This is a genomic window from Micromonospora sp. NPDC049274, assembly GCF_040678875.1.
GTDB lineage: Bacteria > Actinomycetota > Actinomycetes > Mycobacteriales > Micromonosporaceae > Micromonospora.
The window spans coordinates 344,027-359,445 of sequence record NZ_JBFAQS010000007.1 but is presented as its reverse complement, the minus strand read 5'-3'; the positions used below and the strand labels follow the sequence as shown (position 1 = coordinate 359,445).

The window sequence follows — 15,419 nt, the reverse complement described above, 5'->3', positions numbered from 1 at the left end:
TCGTGGGAGTGCCGATGCGACAACTGCGCCACCGCCGCCTCACCGCCGTCGTCGCCCTGGCGACCCTGTTGCTCACCGCCGCCCCGCCCACCGTGGCGAGCGCCGGCGGCAAACCCGAGCGCCAGCCCGGCTACCACCGGGTCGGCTACTTCACCCAGTGGGGCATCTACGGCCGGGCCTTCTCGGTCAAGAAGCTCGACGCCTCCGGGGCGGCGAGCCGCCTCACCCACCTCAACTACGCGTTCGGCAACGTCAGCGAAGATGGCCGCTGCTATGTGGACGGCGGACCGGGCGAGGGCGACGCCTGGGCCGACTACCAGCGGCCGGTCCCCGCCGAGGAGAGCGTCGACGGCGTTGCCGACGCACCCGGACAGGCGCTCAACGGCAACTTCGGCCAGCTCGCCAAGCTGAAGGCCAAGCACCCCGGCCTCCAGGTGCTGATCTCGCTGGGCGGGTGGAGCTGGTCGACGTACTTCTCCAACGCCGCCCGCACCGACGCCTCCCGAAAGGCGTTCGTCGCGTCCTGCATCGACCTGTACCTCAAGGGCAACCTGCCGGGCAGCCCCGGTGCCGCGGCGGGCGTCTTCGACGGCGTCGACCTCGACTGGGAGTGGCCGAACTGGGACGGTGAGCCCGGCAACGTCATCCGCCCCGAGGACCGGGAGAACTTCACCAAGCTGCTGGCCGAGTTCCGCCGGCAGCTCGACGCGTACGGCCGCACGACCCGTGCCCACCACCCGCTGACCGCCTTCCTGCCGGCCAACCCGGCCACCATGGACGCCGGCTATGAGGGCCGCAAGATCTTCAAGTACCTGGACTTCGGCACCGTGCAGGGGTACGACTTCCACGGCGGCTGGGAGGCCGTGGCCAACCAGCAGTCGGCCCTGCGCGTGCCGGCGGGCTCGCCGGACAACCCGGACTTCTCCATCGAGGTGGCGATCGACGGCTGGCTCACCCGTGGAGCGCCGCGCGACAAGCTGGTCCTGGGCATCCCCTTCTACGGTCGCGGCTGGACCGGCGTCACCGGCGGCGGCACCGGGCTGTTCCAGCCGGCCGCCGGGCCCGCGCCGGCGACCTACGAGGCCGGCTACGAGGACTACAAGCAGCTCAAGGCCCTCGCCGGCAACGGCTACACCGTGCACCGCGACCTGCGCGCCGGGCACGCCTGGCTCTTCGACGGTACGACCTTCTGGACGTACGACGATCCGGCTGTGGTGTTGCAGAAGATGCTCTACATCAGGCGTACCGGCCTGGGTGGCGCGATGATCTGGTCGCTCGACGGCGACGACGACAACGCCACGCTGACCAAGACGATCGGCCTGGGCCTGACGACCTGGTAGGCGCACTCCCGCTCGACCCCACCCGCCGCCGGCCGGTTCCTCGGTCGGCGGCGGTGTGGCGTCAGCTCAGTGGGTGCTCCACCGCTCGCTGAACCGCCGGGCCAGGCTGCCGTCCGCCCGCGCGGGTAGTCGGTCGTCGTCAGGATCGGGTGGGGTGACGCCGTGCAGGGTGCCGCCCGCGAAGTGCGAGAGGGCGTGCAGGATCTCCGCACGAGTGTGGGGGAAGTGCCGGATGTCGGCCACCGTAAAGCCGCCGAGAGCGGCGGAGTAGCTGAACTCGCGCGGCTTCTCCACCTCGGGATAGTCCCGTTTGAAGGCGATGGCGAGGATGTTTCCGGCGACGAAGATCCGGTCCAGATGGTGCCAGGCGATGAACCTGTTGTGCGCTCTGGTCCGCACTCCGATGCCCTGTTTGGTGAGCTGAACGACGAGCGGCCTTCGTGCCATCGCGAGGTGACCGGTCAGCACGTCGTGGACCTGTATGCCGATCAACGCACCGATCGCGAGGATCCCGGTCAGCAACCAGACCTTCCCGAAGGCATGATTTTCGAGCGGCAGCTTCCACCAGGGCTGGTGCCTGATGCGACCGACGACCTGCAACGCCACCGCGAGCCCGCCAGTGATGCCGACAACTATGGGGATTTGCCACCACGCCTTGAGCACATGGCCCCTGTCAAACATCTCTCGACCGAGACGCCACATCAGCCAGAGGGCCCCACAGAGCAGGACGAGGAAGAACCGCGGAGACTCGACGAAGATCACCGCCGCGACGAACACGACGACTGTGATCGGCATGTACACGACGACAACACCCCAGAGAATGATGGCCAGTCCCCATTTGACTCGGGCATCTCGCGGAAACCCTGCCCGCACGTCGCGACCGGCGGTAGCCGCGAGCACTGTGACAATCACCGCGGCAGCCGGCTCGAAGATCGTGAACAGCAGATCCCCGTTGAGCCACCCGCGCGGTCGTGTCGGGTCGAGGCCGGGGCCGAGCCACGAGATCAGGAGAGCGATCTGTAGACCCACGACACCGACCGACAGCGCGAGCCGTCGCCAGTGCCTCGCCAACAGGTCGCGGTGCAACGGGTGGAACAGTCGCTGCGGTCGGCGCAGTGTGTCCATCACCGGCCGCGCTTCGGCCAGGACGGGCAGATTGACGGCCGGCGTGGCGACGGGTGGCTCATCCGAGAGTTGGCCTTCGGCGGCCGGCACAGCGGCAGAAGCCGGCCGGGCGGGGCGCAACACCAGGTCGGCCGCGAGGTCGGTGTTGCGTTGACGCGGCCGTGGCAGGCCCTGGCTGGGCAGGGTCACCGCCAGATGCCGGTACGCGGCGCTCAGGGTGAGGTCTTCCCCGTCCGGGTGCCCGTCGCGCGCTGGTGGTCCGTGCTGCAACAGGCGCAGCAACTCGCCGGTGAACGCCGTGTGCTCGGCACCGACCGGCGCGATGGCGGCGACGTTGTCCGAGGTCGCGGTGAGGGTGAACGTCCCCTGGATCTCACTACGGTCGGCGAGCCCGTTCTCCACATCCGCAGTGGACATATTGTTGAGCGCCCGGCCCGCGAAGCAGCAGTCGAGGATCAGCACCCGGGTACGGGCGGGGCTGTCCCGCATCGCGTCACGGATCCAGCTGAACGGGATCGCTGTGTACTTGAGCCAGTCCGGTCGGGGGTTCGTGCCGCTCAGGGCGAGGAACAGCTCTCCGTTGTCGTCGAGGAGCCCGTGGCCCGCGTAGTAGACGAGCAACAGGTCCTCGGCCTCGCCGCAGCGTTCGGCGATCGTGACACCCGCCTCCCCCGGGTGCGGAAGGTCGAGAAGCTGGGTGCAGCGTTCCACGGCGACCAGGTCGACCGGGCCGGTGGTGACCAGCCGGGCCAGCTCGGTGACGTTCGCCCGCACCGCCGGCAGATCTTCCAGTGCCTGTTGGCTGTGTGTGGCGGTGCCGATCAGCAGCGCGGTCGACCTGCTCGGGTCGGGGCGACTCACTGATCGTTCGTCTCGACAGACGGTTCGTGCTCGGCCAGAGCGCGTACGGCGGCCTCGATGAGCGCGGTGACCTGGTCCATGTCTCGAGCCCGGCGGACGTCCAACTCGGCCGACGATCCGCCGGGAAGGGTGAGCTTCACCGTCACGTCCTCGCGGCGGTGGGTCAGCCAGCCGGCGATCGCCTGCACCAGAACCATGACGGCGCCGCCACTGCCGACGGCCACCAGCAGCACGTCCGTGGCCCCGGCCGACATCTCGTCGGCCGGGATCGTCGAGCCGGGAGCGGGCGCGGCGGTCACCTTTCCGCGAAGCCGATCCTCGGCGCGCAGCCACGACGCGAGAGAACGTCGAGCATCGGCAGAGGGAAGATCCGGATGGACCGACAGCGTGATGGTCTCCTGTGACGCGGGCACCGTCTTCTCCTTCCGGCGAAGGCAAACCCCACTTCGTCATCCTGCCAGGCGACATCGCCTTCGGGCAGCCCCGGAGAGTCACCGATGTCGATCAACTCTTGACCGCCGTGTCGACCGATTCATAGGCTCCGGCCACTGCGAGGCTTTCCCCCAGGAAGGGAACCCGAGACATGGGCCCATCGTCACGTCCGTTCTGGACCCTCCCCCCGAAGCGGCTGGCGGGCGCCGCCACGATCGCGCTCCTGCTTGGCATGACTCCCCTGCTCGGCGGCACGTCGGCCGCCGGCGCCGCTCGACCCGCAGGGTGCAGCACCGACCCGACCGCACGAATCAGCACCGTGCCCAGCCCGGAGGCCGCGCTCGGCTTCCCGCTCGGCGCGGGGCAGGAGCGGGTGGTCACCAACGACGAGGTCCGCGCCTACCTCAAGGCCGTCGACAGCGCCTCCGACCGGGTCGTCACGGGCGTGACGGCCACCAGCGTGCTCGGCCAACCGCTGCCGTACGCGGTGGTGTCCAACGAGCGTCACGTGCGGCCGTCCGCGCTGCGAAAGATCGCCGAAGACGTACGGGACCTGCGCGACCCCCGCCGCACGAGCGCACGGACCGCCGCCCGTACGGCGCAGGACGGCCCGGCCATCGTCTGGGTCACCGCGAACGTGCACGGTGGTGAGAAGAGCGGCACCGACGCGGCGCTCAAGACGCTGTACGAGCTGGCCGCCGGCCTGTCCTGCGAGGTCGCGCGGCGCAACGACAACCTGGTCACCGTCATCGTCCCCACCCAGAACCCGGACGGCCGCGACGCCACCCGCCGGCAGAACGAGTTCGGCTTCGACCTGAACCGGGACTGGTTCGCCCGCACCCAGCAGGAGACCGACGGCAAGCTCGAACTGCTGCGCCGCTACCCGCCGCAGGTGTTCATCGACGCCCACGAGATGGGCGGCCGGCAGTACTTCTTCCCGCCCAACGCCGACCCGATCCACCACGAGATCGCCGGCGAGGCCGTGGACTGGATCAACCGGATCGGCGAGGCCAACAAGGCGGGCTTCGGCTACAACGGCGCCTGCGACGACACCGTCACCACCGAGTGCTACTTCAACTACGACACGTACGACCTGTTCTTCATGGGCTACGGCGACACCGTGCCCACCGCCGGCTTCGGGGCGGCCGGCATGACGTACGAGAAGGGCAGCGCGTCGGCCGTGGCCGACCGGGTGCAGCAGCAGTTCCACACCCAGTGGTCGACGCTCGGCTGGGCCGCCGCCAACAAGCGTGAGGTGCTGGACGGTTACTTCGACATCTGGACCGACGCGCTCGCCGAGGGCCGGGCGGGCAGGCTGGAGCCGAACGAGGTGGTGCAGCCCACCAACGAGGTCCAGTTCCCGGTGCCCGACATCACGATCCGCTCGTACTTCCTGCTGCCCGACCGGCAGCTCGCCGACGTCCGCCGGCTCGTCGAGCGGCTGCGCCGGATGGACGTCGAGGTGTACGAGGTGCAGCAGCCCACCCGGGTGCCCACCGCGCGGGTCTTCGGCGGCCGCAGCGCCACGAACGTGACGGTGCCCAGGGGCGCGTACTGGATTCCGATGGACCAGCCGCAGAAGCACTGGATCCAGGCGATCATGGGCGAGGACCCGTACGTCCCGTTCCCCTACTTCTACGACGTGTCGTCGTGGAGCAACCCGCTGCTCATGGGTGTGTCCACGATCTACACGGGCGACAAGGTCAGGCCGAAGGCTCAGCTCGTGCGCGGCATCGCCGGGGGCCGCAGCGGACTGGCGTGGCCGTGGGGCTCCTACACGTACCCGCTGGACTCGGCCGCCGCCGCGGAGTTCACCTTCGCCCTGCTCGGCCGTGGTGTGCCGCTCGTGCGGGACCTGACCACCAGCCGGGTCGCGATCCCGGCGACCAGGCTGAGCCGTACGGTCGACGACCTGGCGAAGGCGGCCGGGACCACCCTCACCCCGGGCGGGCGCCCCACCGGCACCCCGCTCGCCCTGCCCGACGTCGGACTCTTCCAGGGCACCGGCATCTCCACCACGTCCGGCTCACAGGGCGAGGCCCGGTACGTGCTCGGCAAGCGGTGGGGCCTCGACCTGAAGCCGGTCACCACCGCCGACATCAACGACAACACCGAGGCGTTCACCGGCCGTACGGTGTTGCTGGTTCCCGACGGCAGCAGCGCGACAGGCGGTCTGACCGCCACCGGGCAGGCCCACCTGCGGGACTGGATCGGCCAGGGCCACACCTACGTCGGGCTGCGCAACGAGGGCACACGGCTGGCCCGCGCCGCAGGGCTCACCTCCACCACGGAGAAGACCAAACCCGCCGACTACCTGGTGATCGGCTCGCACCTACGGGTCGACGTCGACACCGACAACCCGGTCGCCCTGGGCCGCCCCGCCGAGGACTTCGAGTTCAACAACGACGACCCGATCCTCAACCCCAGCACGACCGGGACGAACGTGCTCACCTACCCGACCGGCGACACGTTCTGGGCCAACGGCTACACCGTCGGTGCGGACACACTGAAGGGCACGGCTGCCGTCGTCGACGAGCCGACCGGCGGCGGCAGGTCGGTGCTGTTCGCGTTCAATCCGCTCTTCCGCGCGTACAACGAGAATGGTCTGCACCTGGTGGCCAACGCGCTGCTCTACCCGCCGGGCGCGCCCGGCGCCCGACGCGCGCCGGGCACCGACGCGGCGCGCGCCAGCGCCGCCGCCGCGCCGGTCGCGGCGGACCTCGGCGGCGGATGGCGGCCGATCACCATCGAGGTGGCGGCGACGGACCTGGCTCGCACGCGGGCCATCGTCGACCGCTTCACCACCGACGCGCGGACGTCCGCGAAGGGCACCTCGGCGTACGTCGTGATCCCCAACCCGCAGGGACTCCAGGCCGACGAACACCCCTTCACGAACGATCTGGTACGCGCGCTGCGCGCCGCCGGAGTGCCGCTACGGTCGGTGGTGGCCTGACCGTTCCCCCGCACGGCGAAGCGCCCGTCCCACGTTTCGGGGCGGGCGCTTCCGCGCTCTCTCGGGGTCGGTTCAGGACGGGCGGGCGACCTCGGCGACGAACGCCCGCCACGACGCCGGCCCGAAGACCAGGGCCGGCCCGTCGGGGTCCTTGGAGTCCCGCACACCGACGATGCCGGCCACATTGTCCGCAACCTCAACGCAGGCCCCGCCATTGGTGGACGAGCGGGAGGCTTTCCGCCACTGAGCATCCGTCAAGATGTCCATGTCTTTGCCACTTCCTTGAGTAGACCGAGGGTTTGCCCGAGCGGAAGAGCCTCGCCGCGGACCGCGTCCCACGACAGGCCCAGGCTAGCAATCCCCTCCGGCTGCTCCACGATCTGCGCCGAAAGCTGATTGTCCACGTAGCCGACACGTGAGCCATCCGGCATGTCGGCCAGTATGAATGCGCCAGCCGGGCCTGAGTACATGCCAGCGGACAGCGGGACCACATGCAACTGGATATGCGGCTCCTCAGCGCAGGTCATCAGGTATTCGAGCTGCTCAGCCATCACGTCGGGGCCACCGCAGGCACGTCGAATCGCCATCTCGTCCATGACGACGAAGAGCTGCGGGGCTGGGACGCGGGCGAGAGCCGCTTGCCGCTCCAACCGCGCCGAGACACGGTGGTCAAGCTCGGTCACCGGCACTCGTGCCGCCTGGAAGGTTGCCCGCGCATAGGCCTCGGTTTGCAGGAGTCCCGGCACGAACGCGTGCTCGTACCAGCGTAATGCGGTCGCGTCGCGCTCGGTCTCGATCCACTCGCGTAACCAGACCGGCGCAGCGTCGCCCTTCACCAGCTCATTCCACAGCGTCGCAAAGTAACCGCCGGTACCGAGCGCCTTATCCACCGCCGTCAGATAGGCCAGCGTGGGCGGCTTCGTTCCAGTCTCGATAGCACTCACCTGAGAATCCGAGCAGAACACCTGCTCTCCTAGCTGCGCCTGAGTCAATCCGGCCGCTGACCGGCGTCTTTTCAGCTCGCGAAGCAGGTACTCAGAAGGTGAAATTCCCACGACTTCCACGCCCTTCCGCAGATTTCCTCACCATTCCCCGCCGACCTCGAATCCGGCCGCCGCGCTCCGTGATCGAGCGGTGACTATTCCGATCCTAAGTGGCGACCATCCAAGGTGGAACAAGCGGCGCGGCCGGTGGAGGACCTGAGACCCGGCGGACGCGTTCGTAGCGGGGCCGCCCCTCTGGGCGAGCACTCACGGGGCGGCCCCTTCCCAACGCCTGCCAGGGGGGATCATGCCCATCGACAAGCAACCGCAGGTGCGGTCCGGTGACCTGTTGCACCTGACCCGCGCCGCGAGCCCACAGTTCGCCCGGCCCATCATCGTCCGCGTCATCCGCGCCCTCAGCGACCGGCACACGTACCACGGCTGGTTGTGGATCGACGCCTACCAGCTCGGACCTCATGGTGACGCGATCGCCCGCCGTGAGCTGTACCTGATGCCGTCCGGCGCACAACGCCTCACCTCTCCACCGAGCCGGCCCACCGCTCGACGTGGCGTCCGGCGAGGCCCGGTCCGGGTCGGCTGATGTCCCGCCGCTCTCCCGACCACCGGCCCGTGCGCCCGACCTGGCGCTGCGGCACCTGCGGCATCGCGTGGCCATGCTCACCGGCGAAGCTTCGCCTCCTCGGCGAGTACCGCCTTGACCGCCCGGCGCTGCTCGTCCACCTGGCGACACTCCAGGCCGAGGCCGTCGCCAACCTGGCACAGCTGAACCCGAGCGCCCCACCTGAGGACCTGACCCAACGCTTCACCGGCTGGGCGTCGGCCCGATGACTGCCCGTCCTACGGCCGGTCGGCCTGCTCCGAGCCGACGAACCACGAGCCGGACGCCACGTCGATCACCTGGTCGACCCATGGCTGAACGATGGCCACGATCCCATGAGTGACCGGCCATTCGTCGACGATCCCACCCTCGCCGGTCATGCGGACATGCGGGGTCAGCGGCTCGATCACTTCCAGCGGTAGGACCCACCTCCGCTCAAGGCACGCGTCGACACCGAACTTGCTGACGACGTTCACGACGTTCACGAGCGCGACCGTACCGAAGATCGCAACCTCTCACCGTCGCACGGCCCTGGACCGGTGGCGGGGCGCGGCACTGTGGGCCGGCAGTGGGGGTGACACCCTTTGGAGCTGATGCCGTAAACGAATCACGCGGGCGGGGCGAGAGGGTGATTCGTTTGCGACATCAGCTCCAAAGGGTCTCGACCGATGATGCCGCCCCTTCCTGAGGCGGGCCGGGTGACCGGCCTGTCCGGGCCGCCCATGCCTGGGCCGGCCAGGCCCGGCCGGCCAGGCCCGGCCGGCCCGCCGCGCGGGCCAACCGGACCGCGGTGTCAGCCGGTCGCGCAGACGGTGCCGTTGAGGGTGAACGCGGTGGGCAGCACGTTCGGGCCGCTGTACGCGCCGACGAAGCCGGCGCTCACGCTGGCGCCGGCGGCGATCTGCCGGTTGTCGTCGGTCGGGGTGACCCGCACGGCAGTGCCGACCTGCTCCCAGGTGGCGCTCCAGCCGCTGCTCACCTGCTGCCAGCCGGTGGGCCAGGTCCAGGTGAGCGTCCAGCCGCCGATCGTCTTCGTCCCGTTGTTGGTGATCTCGACGCCGCCGATGTAGCCGTTGCCCCAGTCGTTGGCGGCGGTGAAGCGGACGGTGCACGCGCTGGTCGCCGGGCTGCCGGTGGCGAACGTCATCGGCGGCGAGGCCCAGGACACCCGGCCGGCCGTGTCACGGGCCAGCACGTTGACCGTGTACCTGCTGCCCGGCACCAGGTTGCCGACAGTGAACGACGTCGTCATCGTTTCGCCGAGCTGCTCGCTGACCGCGCCGTTCTGCCGGTACACCTCGTACTTGGCGATGGGGCTGCTGCCGGCGGTGGCCGCCGGCCAGGTGATCGTCGCGCCCCGGTCGGTGACGCCGCTGGCGGTGGGCTGGCCGGGCGCCGTCGGCCGCCCGGCGGTCGCGCCGGCCGGGCGCAGCACGAGCGTCGTCAACGAGTACGGCGGCAGCGTCCGGCTGGTCGCCGAGCCGGACTGGCCGGTGGCGATGCCCGTCGCGCCGTTGATGAGGGTGGACACCGTCGGCGCGGCTGCCGACGGCGCGAACCCGGCGTAGTCGATGGTCACGTCGTGGGCCGCGTCCGGATCCTTGTTGACCAGCAGCACAGCCAGGTCGCCGTTGGCGCGGCGTACGGCGTGCGCGCTGACCAGCGCATCGTCGGTGCCGGCGCGCACGAACTGGTCGCCGGTGTGCGCGAACAGCTTCATCATGCCCAGCGCGTGGTACGGCGCGAACGGCGTGTTCAACGGCGGCTCGCACACCGTGCCGTCTGCCGTGCAGCCGCCGCTGGACAGCATGCCGAAGTCGCCGTAGTCGGTCTGGCCCGCCACCTCGCTCACGGTGCCGATGCCGTTGTGCACGTTCCACCACTGGGCGGTGAAGACACCGTTCTCCAGCAGCCCGCTGTAGGCGTCGGCCAGGAACAGCGCCGCGGGCTGGGTGTTCTGGCCGGTGCCGACGTTCAGCTCGGTGAAGCTGATGCCGATCCGGTCGGCGTTCGGGCCCGCGTACCGGCTGAGTTGCTGCCGGAGCAGGTAGGTCGCGTCGGGGAGCTGGTTGGTGCGGGTCAGCGACTCCGCGGCGCTTCCGCCCGGGTACCAGTGCACGTCCACGAAGTCGATCTTCGGGCCGGCGAGGGAGAGCACCGTCTGGTTCCAGGGGCCCGGGTCGCTGCCGGCGGTGATCCCGTCCGGCCAGTTGCCCGGCATCGTGAGCACCGCGCCGACCTTGACGCTCGGGTCGACCGCCTTCATCGCGTCGGCGTACTCGACGACCAGCCGCGCGTACTGGCTGGCGCTCTTGTCCGGGTGGTCGTCCGCCTCCCACGCCGACCCGTAGAGCCCGTTGCCGTAGTTCTCGTTGCCGATCGTCCAGTACCGCGCTCCGTAGCCCTTTGTCACGTTGGCGTAGCGCACCCAGTCGGCGGCCTCGGCCGGCGTACCGGTGCCGTAGTTCGCGATGATCATCGGTTGGGCGCCGACCCGCTTGACTCCCGCCATGAATGTGTCGAAGTCGGTGTTCGGGGCGACGTACCCACCGGGAGCGGTGTGGTCCTTCCAGTGGTAGATGTCGGCGTACGAGCCGCCGGGGTAGCGCATCATCTGCACGCCGGCGTCGCGCAGGAGGTCCGAGGTCTCGGCGGTGCCCAGGTTCTGGTCCCAGATGGCGTGGTTGACGCCCAACGCGGTGTCGGGCACCGTCGCCAGGCCGGCGCGAGCGTTCACGGTCACGGCGACGGCGTCGGGGGGGACCGCCGCCAGCGCCGTCGGGGGGTGGATGCCGGGGAGTGCGGTCGCGGCGAGCAGCACGCCCGCCAGGAGCGCCGCACGGCGAATCGGGATGTGCATGGCTGTTCCTTTGGGTGAACGACGGTGAGTCGCCCAGCCGGCAGGGTGCGGCGCGGCAGCGGCGGACTCGTGGACGGACAGGCCCCGGCGTCCCGTCGTTCGTGCCCCGTCCCCCGGGATCCGTGGTCCGGTCCCGGCTGCCCAGTGGACGGGCGTCAGCCCCGCACGCGGCAGGTCATCGACGGCCAAGAATGGCACGGCCGAATCGCGGATCTCAAGAGGACCCGCCGCCCACACACCTGAGCTGACGTCATACGTTACGGCTTGACGAACAGCATGTTATCGCTCACAGTCGATGCGAGGCGATCAGCGTCCAGGGCTCACCGGGAGAGTCCTCGCTGGTCACGACGCCCTCTGATGCGCGTACGTCGCAACAGGACCGGTCAGCAGCCGCAGGTGACGCGCGGCGGCCGTCGCGTGTCCGGGCCCGTCCTCGCTCTCCCCACCCCCACCGCTGCACTGACCGTGAAGGAACCGCCGATGAGAACAAGGCTCGCTCTGCTGGCCGCCGGGTTGGCGACGGCTCTGGCCACCATGACGGCCGTGGTCACGCTCGCCACCCCGGCGTCGGCCGCGACGCTCACCCAGGTGAGCAACTTCGGCACCAACCCGACGAACCTGCAGATGCACCTGTACGTGCCGGACCGGGTCGCGGCCCGCCCGGCGCTGCTGCTCGCACTGCACTACTGCACCGGAAGCGGCCCGGCCGTCCACAGCGGTTTCGGCCTCAGCTCCCTGGCCGACCGCTACGGCTTCATCGTGATCTACCCGTCGGTGACCCGCAGCAGCAAGTGCTGGGACGTCTCCTCCCCGCAGGCCCTGCGCCGCGACGGCGGCAGCGACCCGGTCGGCCTGAAGTCCATGCTCGACTACGTCCGCGGCCGCTATCCCGTCGATTCGACCCGGATCGCCGTGGGTGGCTTCTCCTCCGGCGCCATGATGACAAACGTCATGCTCGGCCTCTACCCCGACGTGTTCAACGCCGGCTTCAGCTCCTCCGGAGTCCCGTTCGGCTGCTTCGCCACCACCAACGGCGCGGAGTGGAACAGCGAATGCTCCGGCGGGCGCATCACCAAGACCCCCCAGCAGTGGGGTGACCTGGTCCGCAACGCCTACCCCGGCTACACCGGCGCCCGTCCCCGCGTCCAGATCTGGCACGGCACCACGGACACCACGCTGAGCTACGTCAACTTCGGCGAACAGATCAAACAGTGGACCAACGTGCAGGGCGTATCCCAGACCCCCAGCTACACCGACTACCCCCAGACCAGCGCCACCCGCACCCGTTACGGCGGCACCGGCCCCACCGCTCCGGTCGAGGCGATCAGTTTCCAGGGCTACGGCCACTCGATCCCGTTCGACGCCGCCCAGGCCATCCGCTTCCTCGGCTTCGACACCACCAACCCCACCACCCCGCCGCCAACCACCGCGCCGCCGACCACCCCGCCGCCGGGCGGCACGGCCGCGCCGCTGCGCAACGTCAACGCCGGCCGGTGCCTGGACGTCCCGTCCAGGTCGCAGACGAACGGCACCCAGGTGGCGTTGTGGGACTGCAACGGCGGCACCAACCAGCAGTGGACGTCGACCGCCAGCAGGCAACTCCAGGTGTACGGCACCAAGTGCCTGGATGCCGAGGGCGCCGGGACGTCCTCGGGCACCCGCGTGATCATCTGGGACTGCAACGGTGGCACCAACCAGCAATGGAACCTCGGAACCGACGGCACGGTCACCGGAGTCCAATCCGGCCTGTGCCTCGCACCGAACGCCTCCGGCACCGCCAACGGCAGCCAGATGGTCCTCGCGACCTGCAACGGCAGCGCCAGCCAGCGGTGGACCAGAAGCTGATGCGGTAACCCGATCGGCGCCGCGGCTCGGCCCGGGATCCCTTCCCGAGCCGGGCCGCGTGGCCCCCGCGCGAGCACTGCGGGGGACGACACGCAGCGCCACGGGTTGGTAACGTGGCGACGGTTCGACGGTGATGGACGCCGATGTTTCCGGGGGGTCGGCATGTGGGCGGACGATGCCGCGCTGGATGCGGCGGGGCGTCGCCTCGACGAGTGGGAAGCCTCCCTGGCCGAGCGGGCCGCCAAGGCGACGGCCCTCTCCGCACGGCTGCGGGCGCTCACCGGCACCGCCACCAGCCCCGACCGGTCCGTCACGGTGACAGTCGACTCGTCCGGCCTGCTGACCGGTCTTCGGCTCGACGAACGGGTGCGGCAGCACTCCGCGGCCCACACCGCCGGACAGATCCTGGACACCACCACCGCAGCCCACGCCGACCTGCTGCGGCAGATCACCGACGCCACCGCCGAGACCCTCGGCGACGACGTGAGCGCACGGGCCGTCATCGACTCCTACCGCAGCCGACTCCGGCCCGATCCGGGGCCGAGCGATGCCCGGCGGTGACGAGGTGCGGGTCGAACCGCAGGCCCTGACCGTCCACGCCACCCACCTCGATCGCATAGCCGACGGCGTCGACACCGCCCGTCAGGCCGGTCAACACGTCCGGCTGGGCGCCGACGCGTACGGGCAGCTCTGCGCGTTCATGCCCTCCCTGCTGGACGGGCTACAGCGCACGCTGGTCGGCGGCGTCGACGCTGCCGCCGGATCCCTGCGGGACACCGCCGGGAAACTGCGAGTCGGCGCCGACCGCTACCGGGCCTCCGACAGCCGCGCCAGCCACCGTCTACGCCACCCTGAGGCCGGACGGTGACGGCCAACCCGCTCGTCGCATCCGCCACCGCCACGCCACCCACCACCTGGGCCGGCATCTGGATCTGCGAGGACATCGACCTCATCGCCCAGGGCGTCCGCAACGGCAGCTGGATCGACGGCAGCCTCGGCGTCGTCAGTGCCGGCCTCGACGCCCTCGCCTTCGTCTCCGACCCGGTCGGCGCACTCCTCCAGTACGGCATCGCGTGGCTCATCGAACACGTCAAACCCCTCAGCGAAGCCCTCGACTGGCTCGCCGGTGACCCCGCCCAGATCACCGCACACGCCCAGACCTGGCGCAACATCGCCGCCTCCCTCCACGACGACGCCACCGACCTGGCCCGCGCCGTCTGCACCGACGTCACCGGCTGGGGCGGCAGCGCCGGCTCCGCCTACCGCACCTGGGCCACCCAGCAACACCAGGCCATCACCGGCCTCGCCCAGGGCGCCGACACCATGGCCGCGATCACCGAAGGCACCGCCGGCCTCGTCGCCGCCGTCCGGCTCCTCGTCCGCGACGCCATCGCCACCTGCGTCTCCCGCCTCATCGTGTACGCCAGCGAACTCGTCGCCACCGCAGGCCTCGCCACACCACTGGTCGCCGAACAGGTCACCACCCTGGTCGCCTCCTGGGGCGCACGAATAGCACGGCTGCTGCGCGCACTACTGGCCAGCCTCCGCCGACTCGTCCCGGAGATGCGCCGACTCGGCGACCTCATCGAGAAGCTGAGACAGGCCCTGGGTCGCCTGCAGAATGGCAGCCCTGCCCAGTCGGCCAGGCCTCGCGCAGAGCACCGTGATGTTCATGGCGGCCACAGCACACGTCCTGGGAACGTCGATGACTACGGACGGCAGGAACGGTGGGCAGGAGAGGCGTATGACGCGATCCGTCAGCGCGACGATGTGGACACGATCGCTGATCACCTCGGGGCCGCCCCTCGTCTCGACGGCTCCGTGGGCTTCACCCGGGAGGAGATTGCGCAGATCCGCCGACACGTCTTCTTTGATGAACATCCGATGGACGACTATTCGGGCGGGATCATCCGTCAACGATACGATCCGAGTGCACCGATGGCTGAGGCGTGGCTCCGGCTGCGACGCGGTGATCCGTTGCCGGAGGACTACGTTCTTCTGGAACACGAGTTGGCCGAGCTGCGGTACTACGAGACACATCCCCAGGCGGATTACCGGGAAGCGCATCTGGCGGCCAACAAGATCTCCAACTGGGAGTCGTCGATTCCCGGCCCCACCTACGAGGACTACGCGACCGAGGGGAGCTAGCGGGATGGGCATGATGGTGGCCGCGAGGCGGATCGACGCCACCGCGATCGAAGTCCGCTATGAGTTCGGGTTCGAAGACAGATTCGATCGAATTCTCACGATCGACCCAAGCACCCTTGAGGCACACGTCGAGGATGGAGACTTCAACTCGGCCGCCAGCGCGATCACGGCGAAGATCGTCAACGCCTGGCGTTCAAGCGGCGAATTTCCTCCGAGGATGCTGTTCGCCAGTTGAGGCAGCCGCTGTTCCGCA

The 15,419-nt window shown here is 69.9% G+C and carries 15 protein-coding genes; 9 read left to right on the top strand and 6 right to left on the bottom strand.

The window, feature by feature from the left end; genetic code table 11:
- Window positions 1-14: 14 nt before the first annotated feature.
- Entirely contained in the window at window positions 15-1,340 is a 1,326-nt protein-coding gene (locus tag AB0K10_RS16595) for a glycoside hydrolase family 18 protein (protein ID WP_363684217.1), read from the top strand.
- Window positions 1,341-1,406: 66 nt separating this feature from the next.
- On the opposite strand, the gene AB0K10_RS16590 is transcribed toward AB0K10_RS16595, so the two are convergent.
- Entirely contained in the window at window positions 1,407-3,326 is a 1,920-nt protein-coding gene (locus tag AB0K10_RS16590; RefSeq protein WP_363684215.1) for a caspase family protein, read from the bottom strand.
- Window positions 3,323-3,739, bottom strand: a complete 417-nt coding sequence (locus AB0K10_RS16585) for a hypothetical protein (protein WP_363684213.1) — start codon at window positions 3,737-3,739, stop codon at window positions 3,323-3,325. Before AB0K10_RS16585 ends, AB0K10_RS16590 begins: the two co-directional genes overlap by 4 nt.
- Window positions 3,740-3,909: 170 nt before the next feature.
- Here AB0K10_RS16585 and AB0K10_RS16580 point away from each other — a divergent pair, with 170 nt between their 5' ends.
- A complete protein-coding gene (locus AB0K10_RS16580) occupies window positions 3,910-6,711 on the top strand; it encodes a M14 family zinc carboxypeptidase (protein WP_363684211.1) in 2,802 nt (933 codons plus the stop codon).
- Between the two features lie 72 nt (window positions 6,712-6,783).
- Here the strand turns inward: AB0K10_RS16580 and AB0K10_RS16575 are convergent, their stop codons facing one another.
- On the bottom strand, window positions 6,784-6,978 hold the full coding sequence (locus AB0K10_RS16575) for a DUF397 domain-containing protein (RefSeq protein ID WP_363684209.1): 195 nt from the start codon (window positions 6,976-6,978) through the stop codon (window positions 6,784-6,786).
- On the bottom strand, window positions 6,966-7,766 hold the full coding sequence (locus AB0K10_RS16570; protein ID WP_363684265.1) for a helix-turn-helix transcriptional regulator: 801 nt from the start codon (window positions 7,764-7,766) through the stop codon (window positions 6,966-6,968). The genes AB0K10_RS16575 and AB0K10_RS16570 overlap by 13 nt, the downstream gene beginning before the upstream one ends.
- 235 nt (window positions 7,767-8,001) lie before the next feature.
- On the opposite strand from AB0K10_RS16570, the gene AB0K10_RS16565 reads away from it, so the two are divergent.
- Window positions 8,002-8,295: a hypothetical protein gene (locus AB0K10_RS16565; protein WP_363684207.1), complete on the top strand. Its 294-nt coding sequence runs from the start codon at window positions 8,002-8,004 to the stop codon at window positions 8,293-8,295.
- Entirely contained in the window at window positions 8,295-8,543 is a 249-nt protein-coding gene (locus AB0K10_RS16560) for a flavin reductase (RefSeq protein WP_363684205.1), read from the top strand. The genes AB0K10_RS16565 and AB0K10_RS16560 overlap by 1 nt, the downstream gene beginning before the upstream one ends.
- A gap of 9 nt (window positions 8,544-8,552) precedes the next feature.
- Here the strand turns inward: AB0K10_RS16560 and AB0K10_RS16555 are convergent, their stop codons facing one another.
- Window positions 8,553-8,789, bottom strand: coding sequence for a hypothetical protein (locus AB0K10_RS16555; RefSeq protein WP_363684203.1), 237 nt, complete (start codon window positions 8,787-8,789; stop codon window positions 8,553-8,555).
- A 317-nt stretch (window positions 8,790-9,106) separates the two neighbouring features.
- The gene (locus AB0K10_RS16550) at window positions 9,107-11,173 is read right to left on the bottom strand and encodes a cellulose binding domain-containing protein (protein WP_363684201.1); all 2,067 of its coding nucleotides are present in this window, start codon (window positions 11,171-11,173) and stop codon (window positions 9,107-9,109) included.
- Window positions 11,174-11,653: 480 nt separating this feature from the next.
- On the opposite strand from AB0K10_RS16550, the gene AB0K10_RS16545 reads away from it, so the two are divergent.
- The 5 genes from AB0K10_RS16545 (at window position 11,654) to AB0K10_RS16525 (ending at window position 15,401) form a co-directional block, all read left to right on the top strand.
- Window positions 11,654-13,018 carry a PHB depolymerase family esterase gene (locus AB0K10_RS16545; protein ID WP_363684199.1) on the top strand — a complete coding sequence of 455 codons (1,365 nt, stop codon included), beginning with the start codon at window positions 11,654-11,656 and terminating at the stop codon, window positions 13,016-13,018.
- 162 nt (window positions 13,019-13,180) lie between these two features.
- A complete protein-coding gene (locus AB0K10_RS16540) occupies window positions 13,181-13,579 on the top strand; it encodes a YbaB/EbfC family nucleoid-associated protein (protein ID WP_363684197.1) in 399 nt (132 codons plus the stop codon).
- A 4-nt stretch (window positions 13,580-13,583) separates the two neighbouring features.
- Window positions 13,584-13,886, top strand: coding sequence for a type VII secretion target (locus AB0K10_RS16535; protein ID WP_363684195.1), 303 nt, complete (start codon window positions 13,584-13,586; stop codon window positions 13,884-13,886).
- Window positions 13,883-15,166: a WXG100 family type VII secretion target gene (locus tag AB0K10_RS16530; RefSeq protein WP_363684193.1), complete on the top strand. Its 1,284-nt coding sequence runs from the start codon at window positions 13,883-13,885 to the stop codon at window positions 15,164-15,166. The genes AB0K10_RS16535 and AB0K10_RS16530 overlap by 4 nt, the downstream gene beginning before the upstream one ends.
- A 4-nt stretch (window positions 15,167-15,170) precedes the next feature.
- Window positions 15,171-15,401 carry a hypothetical protein gene (locus AB0K10_RS16525; protein ID WP_363684191.1) on the top strand — a complete coding sequence of 77 codons (231 nt, stop codon included), beginning with the start codon at window positions 15,171-15,173 and terminating at the stop codon, window positions 15,399-15,401.
- Window positions 15,402-15,419 lie beyond the last annotated feature (18 nt).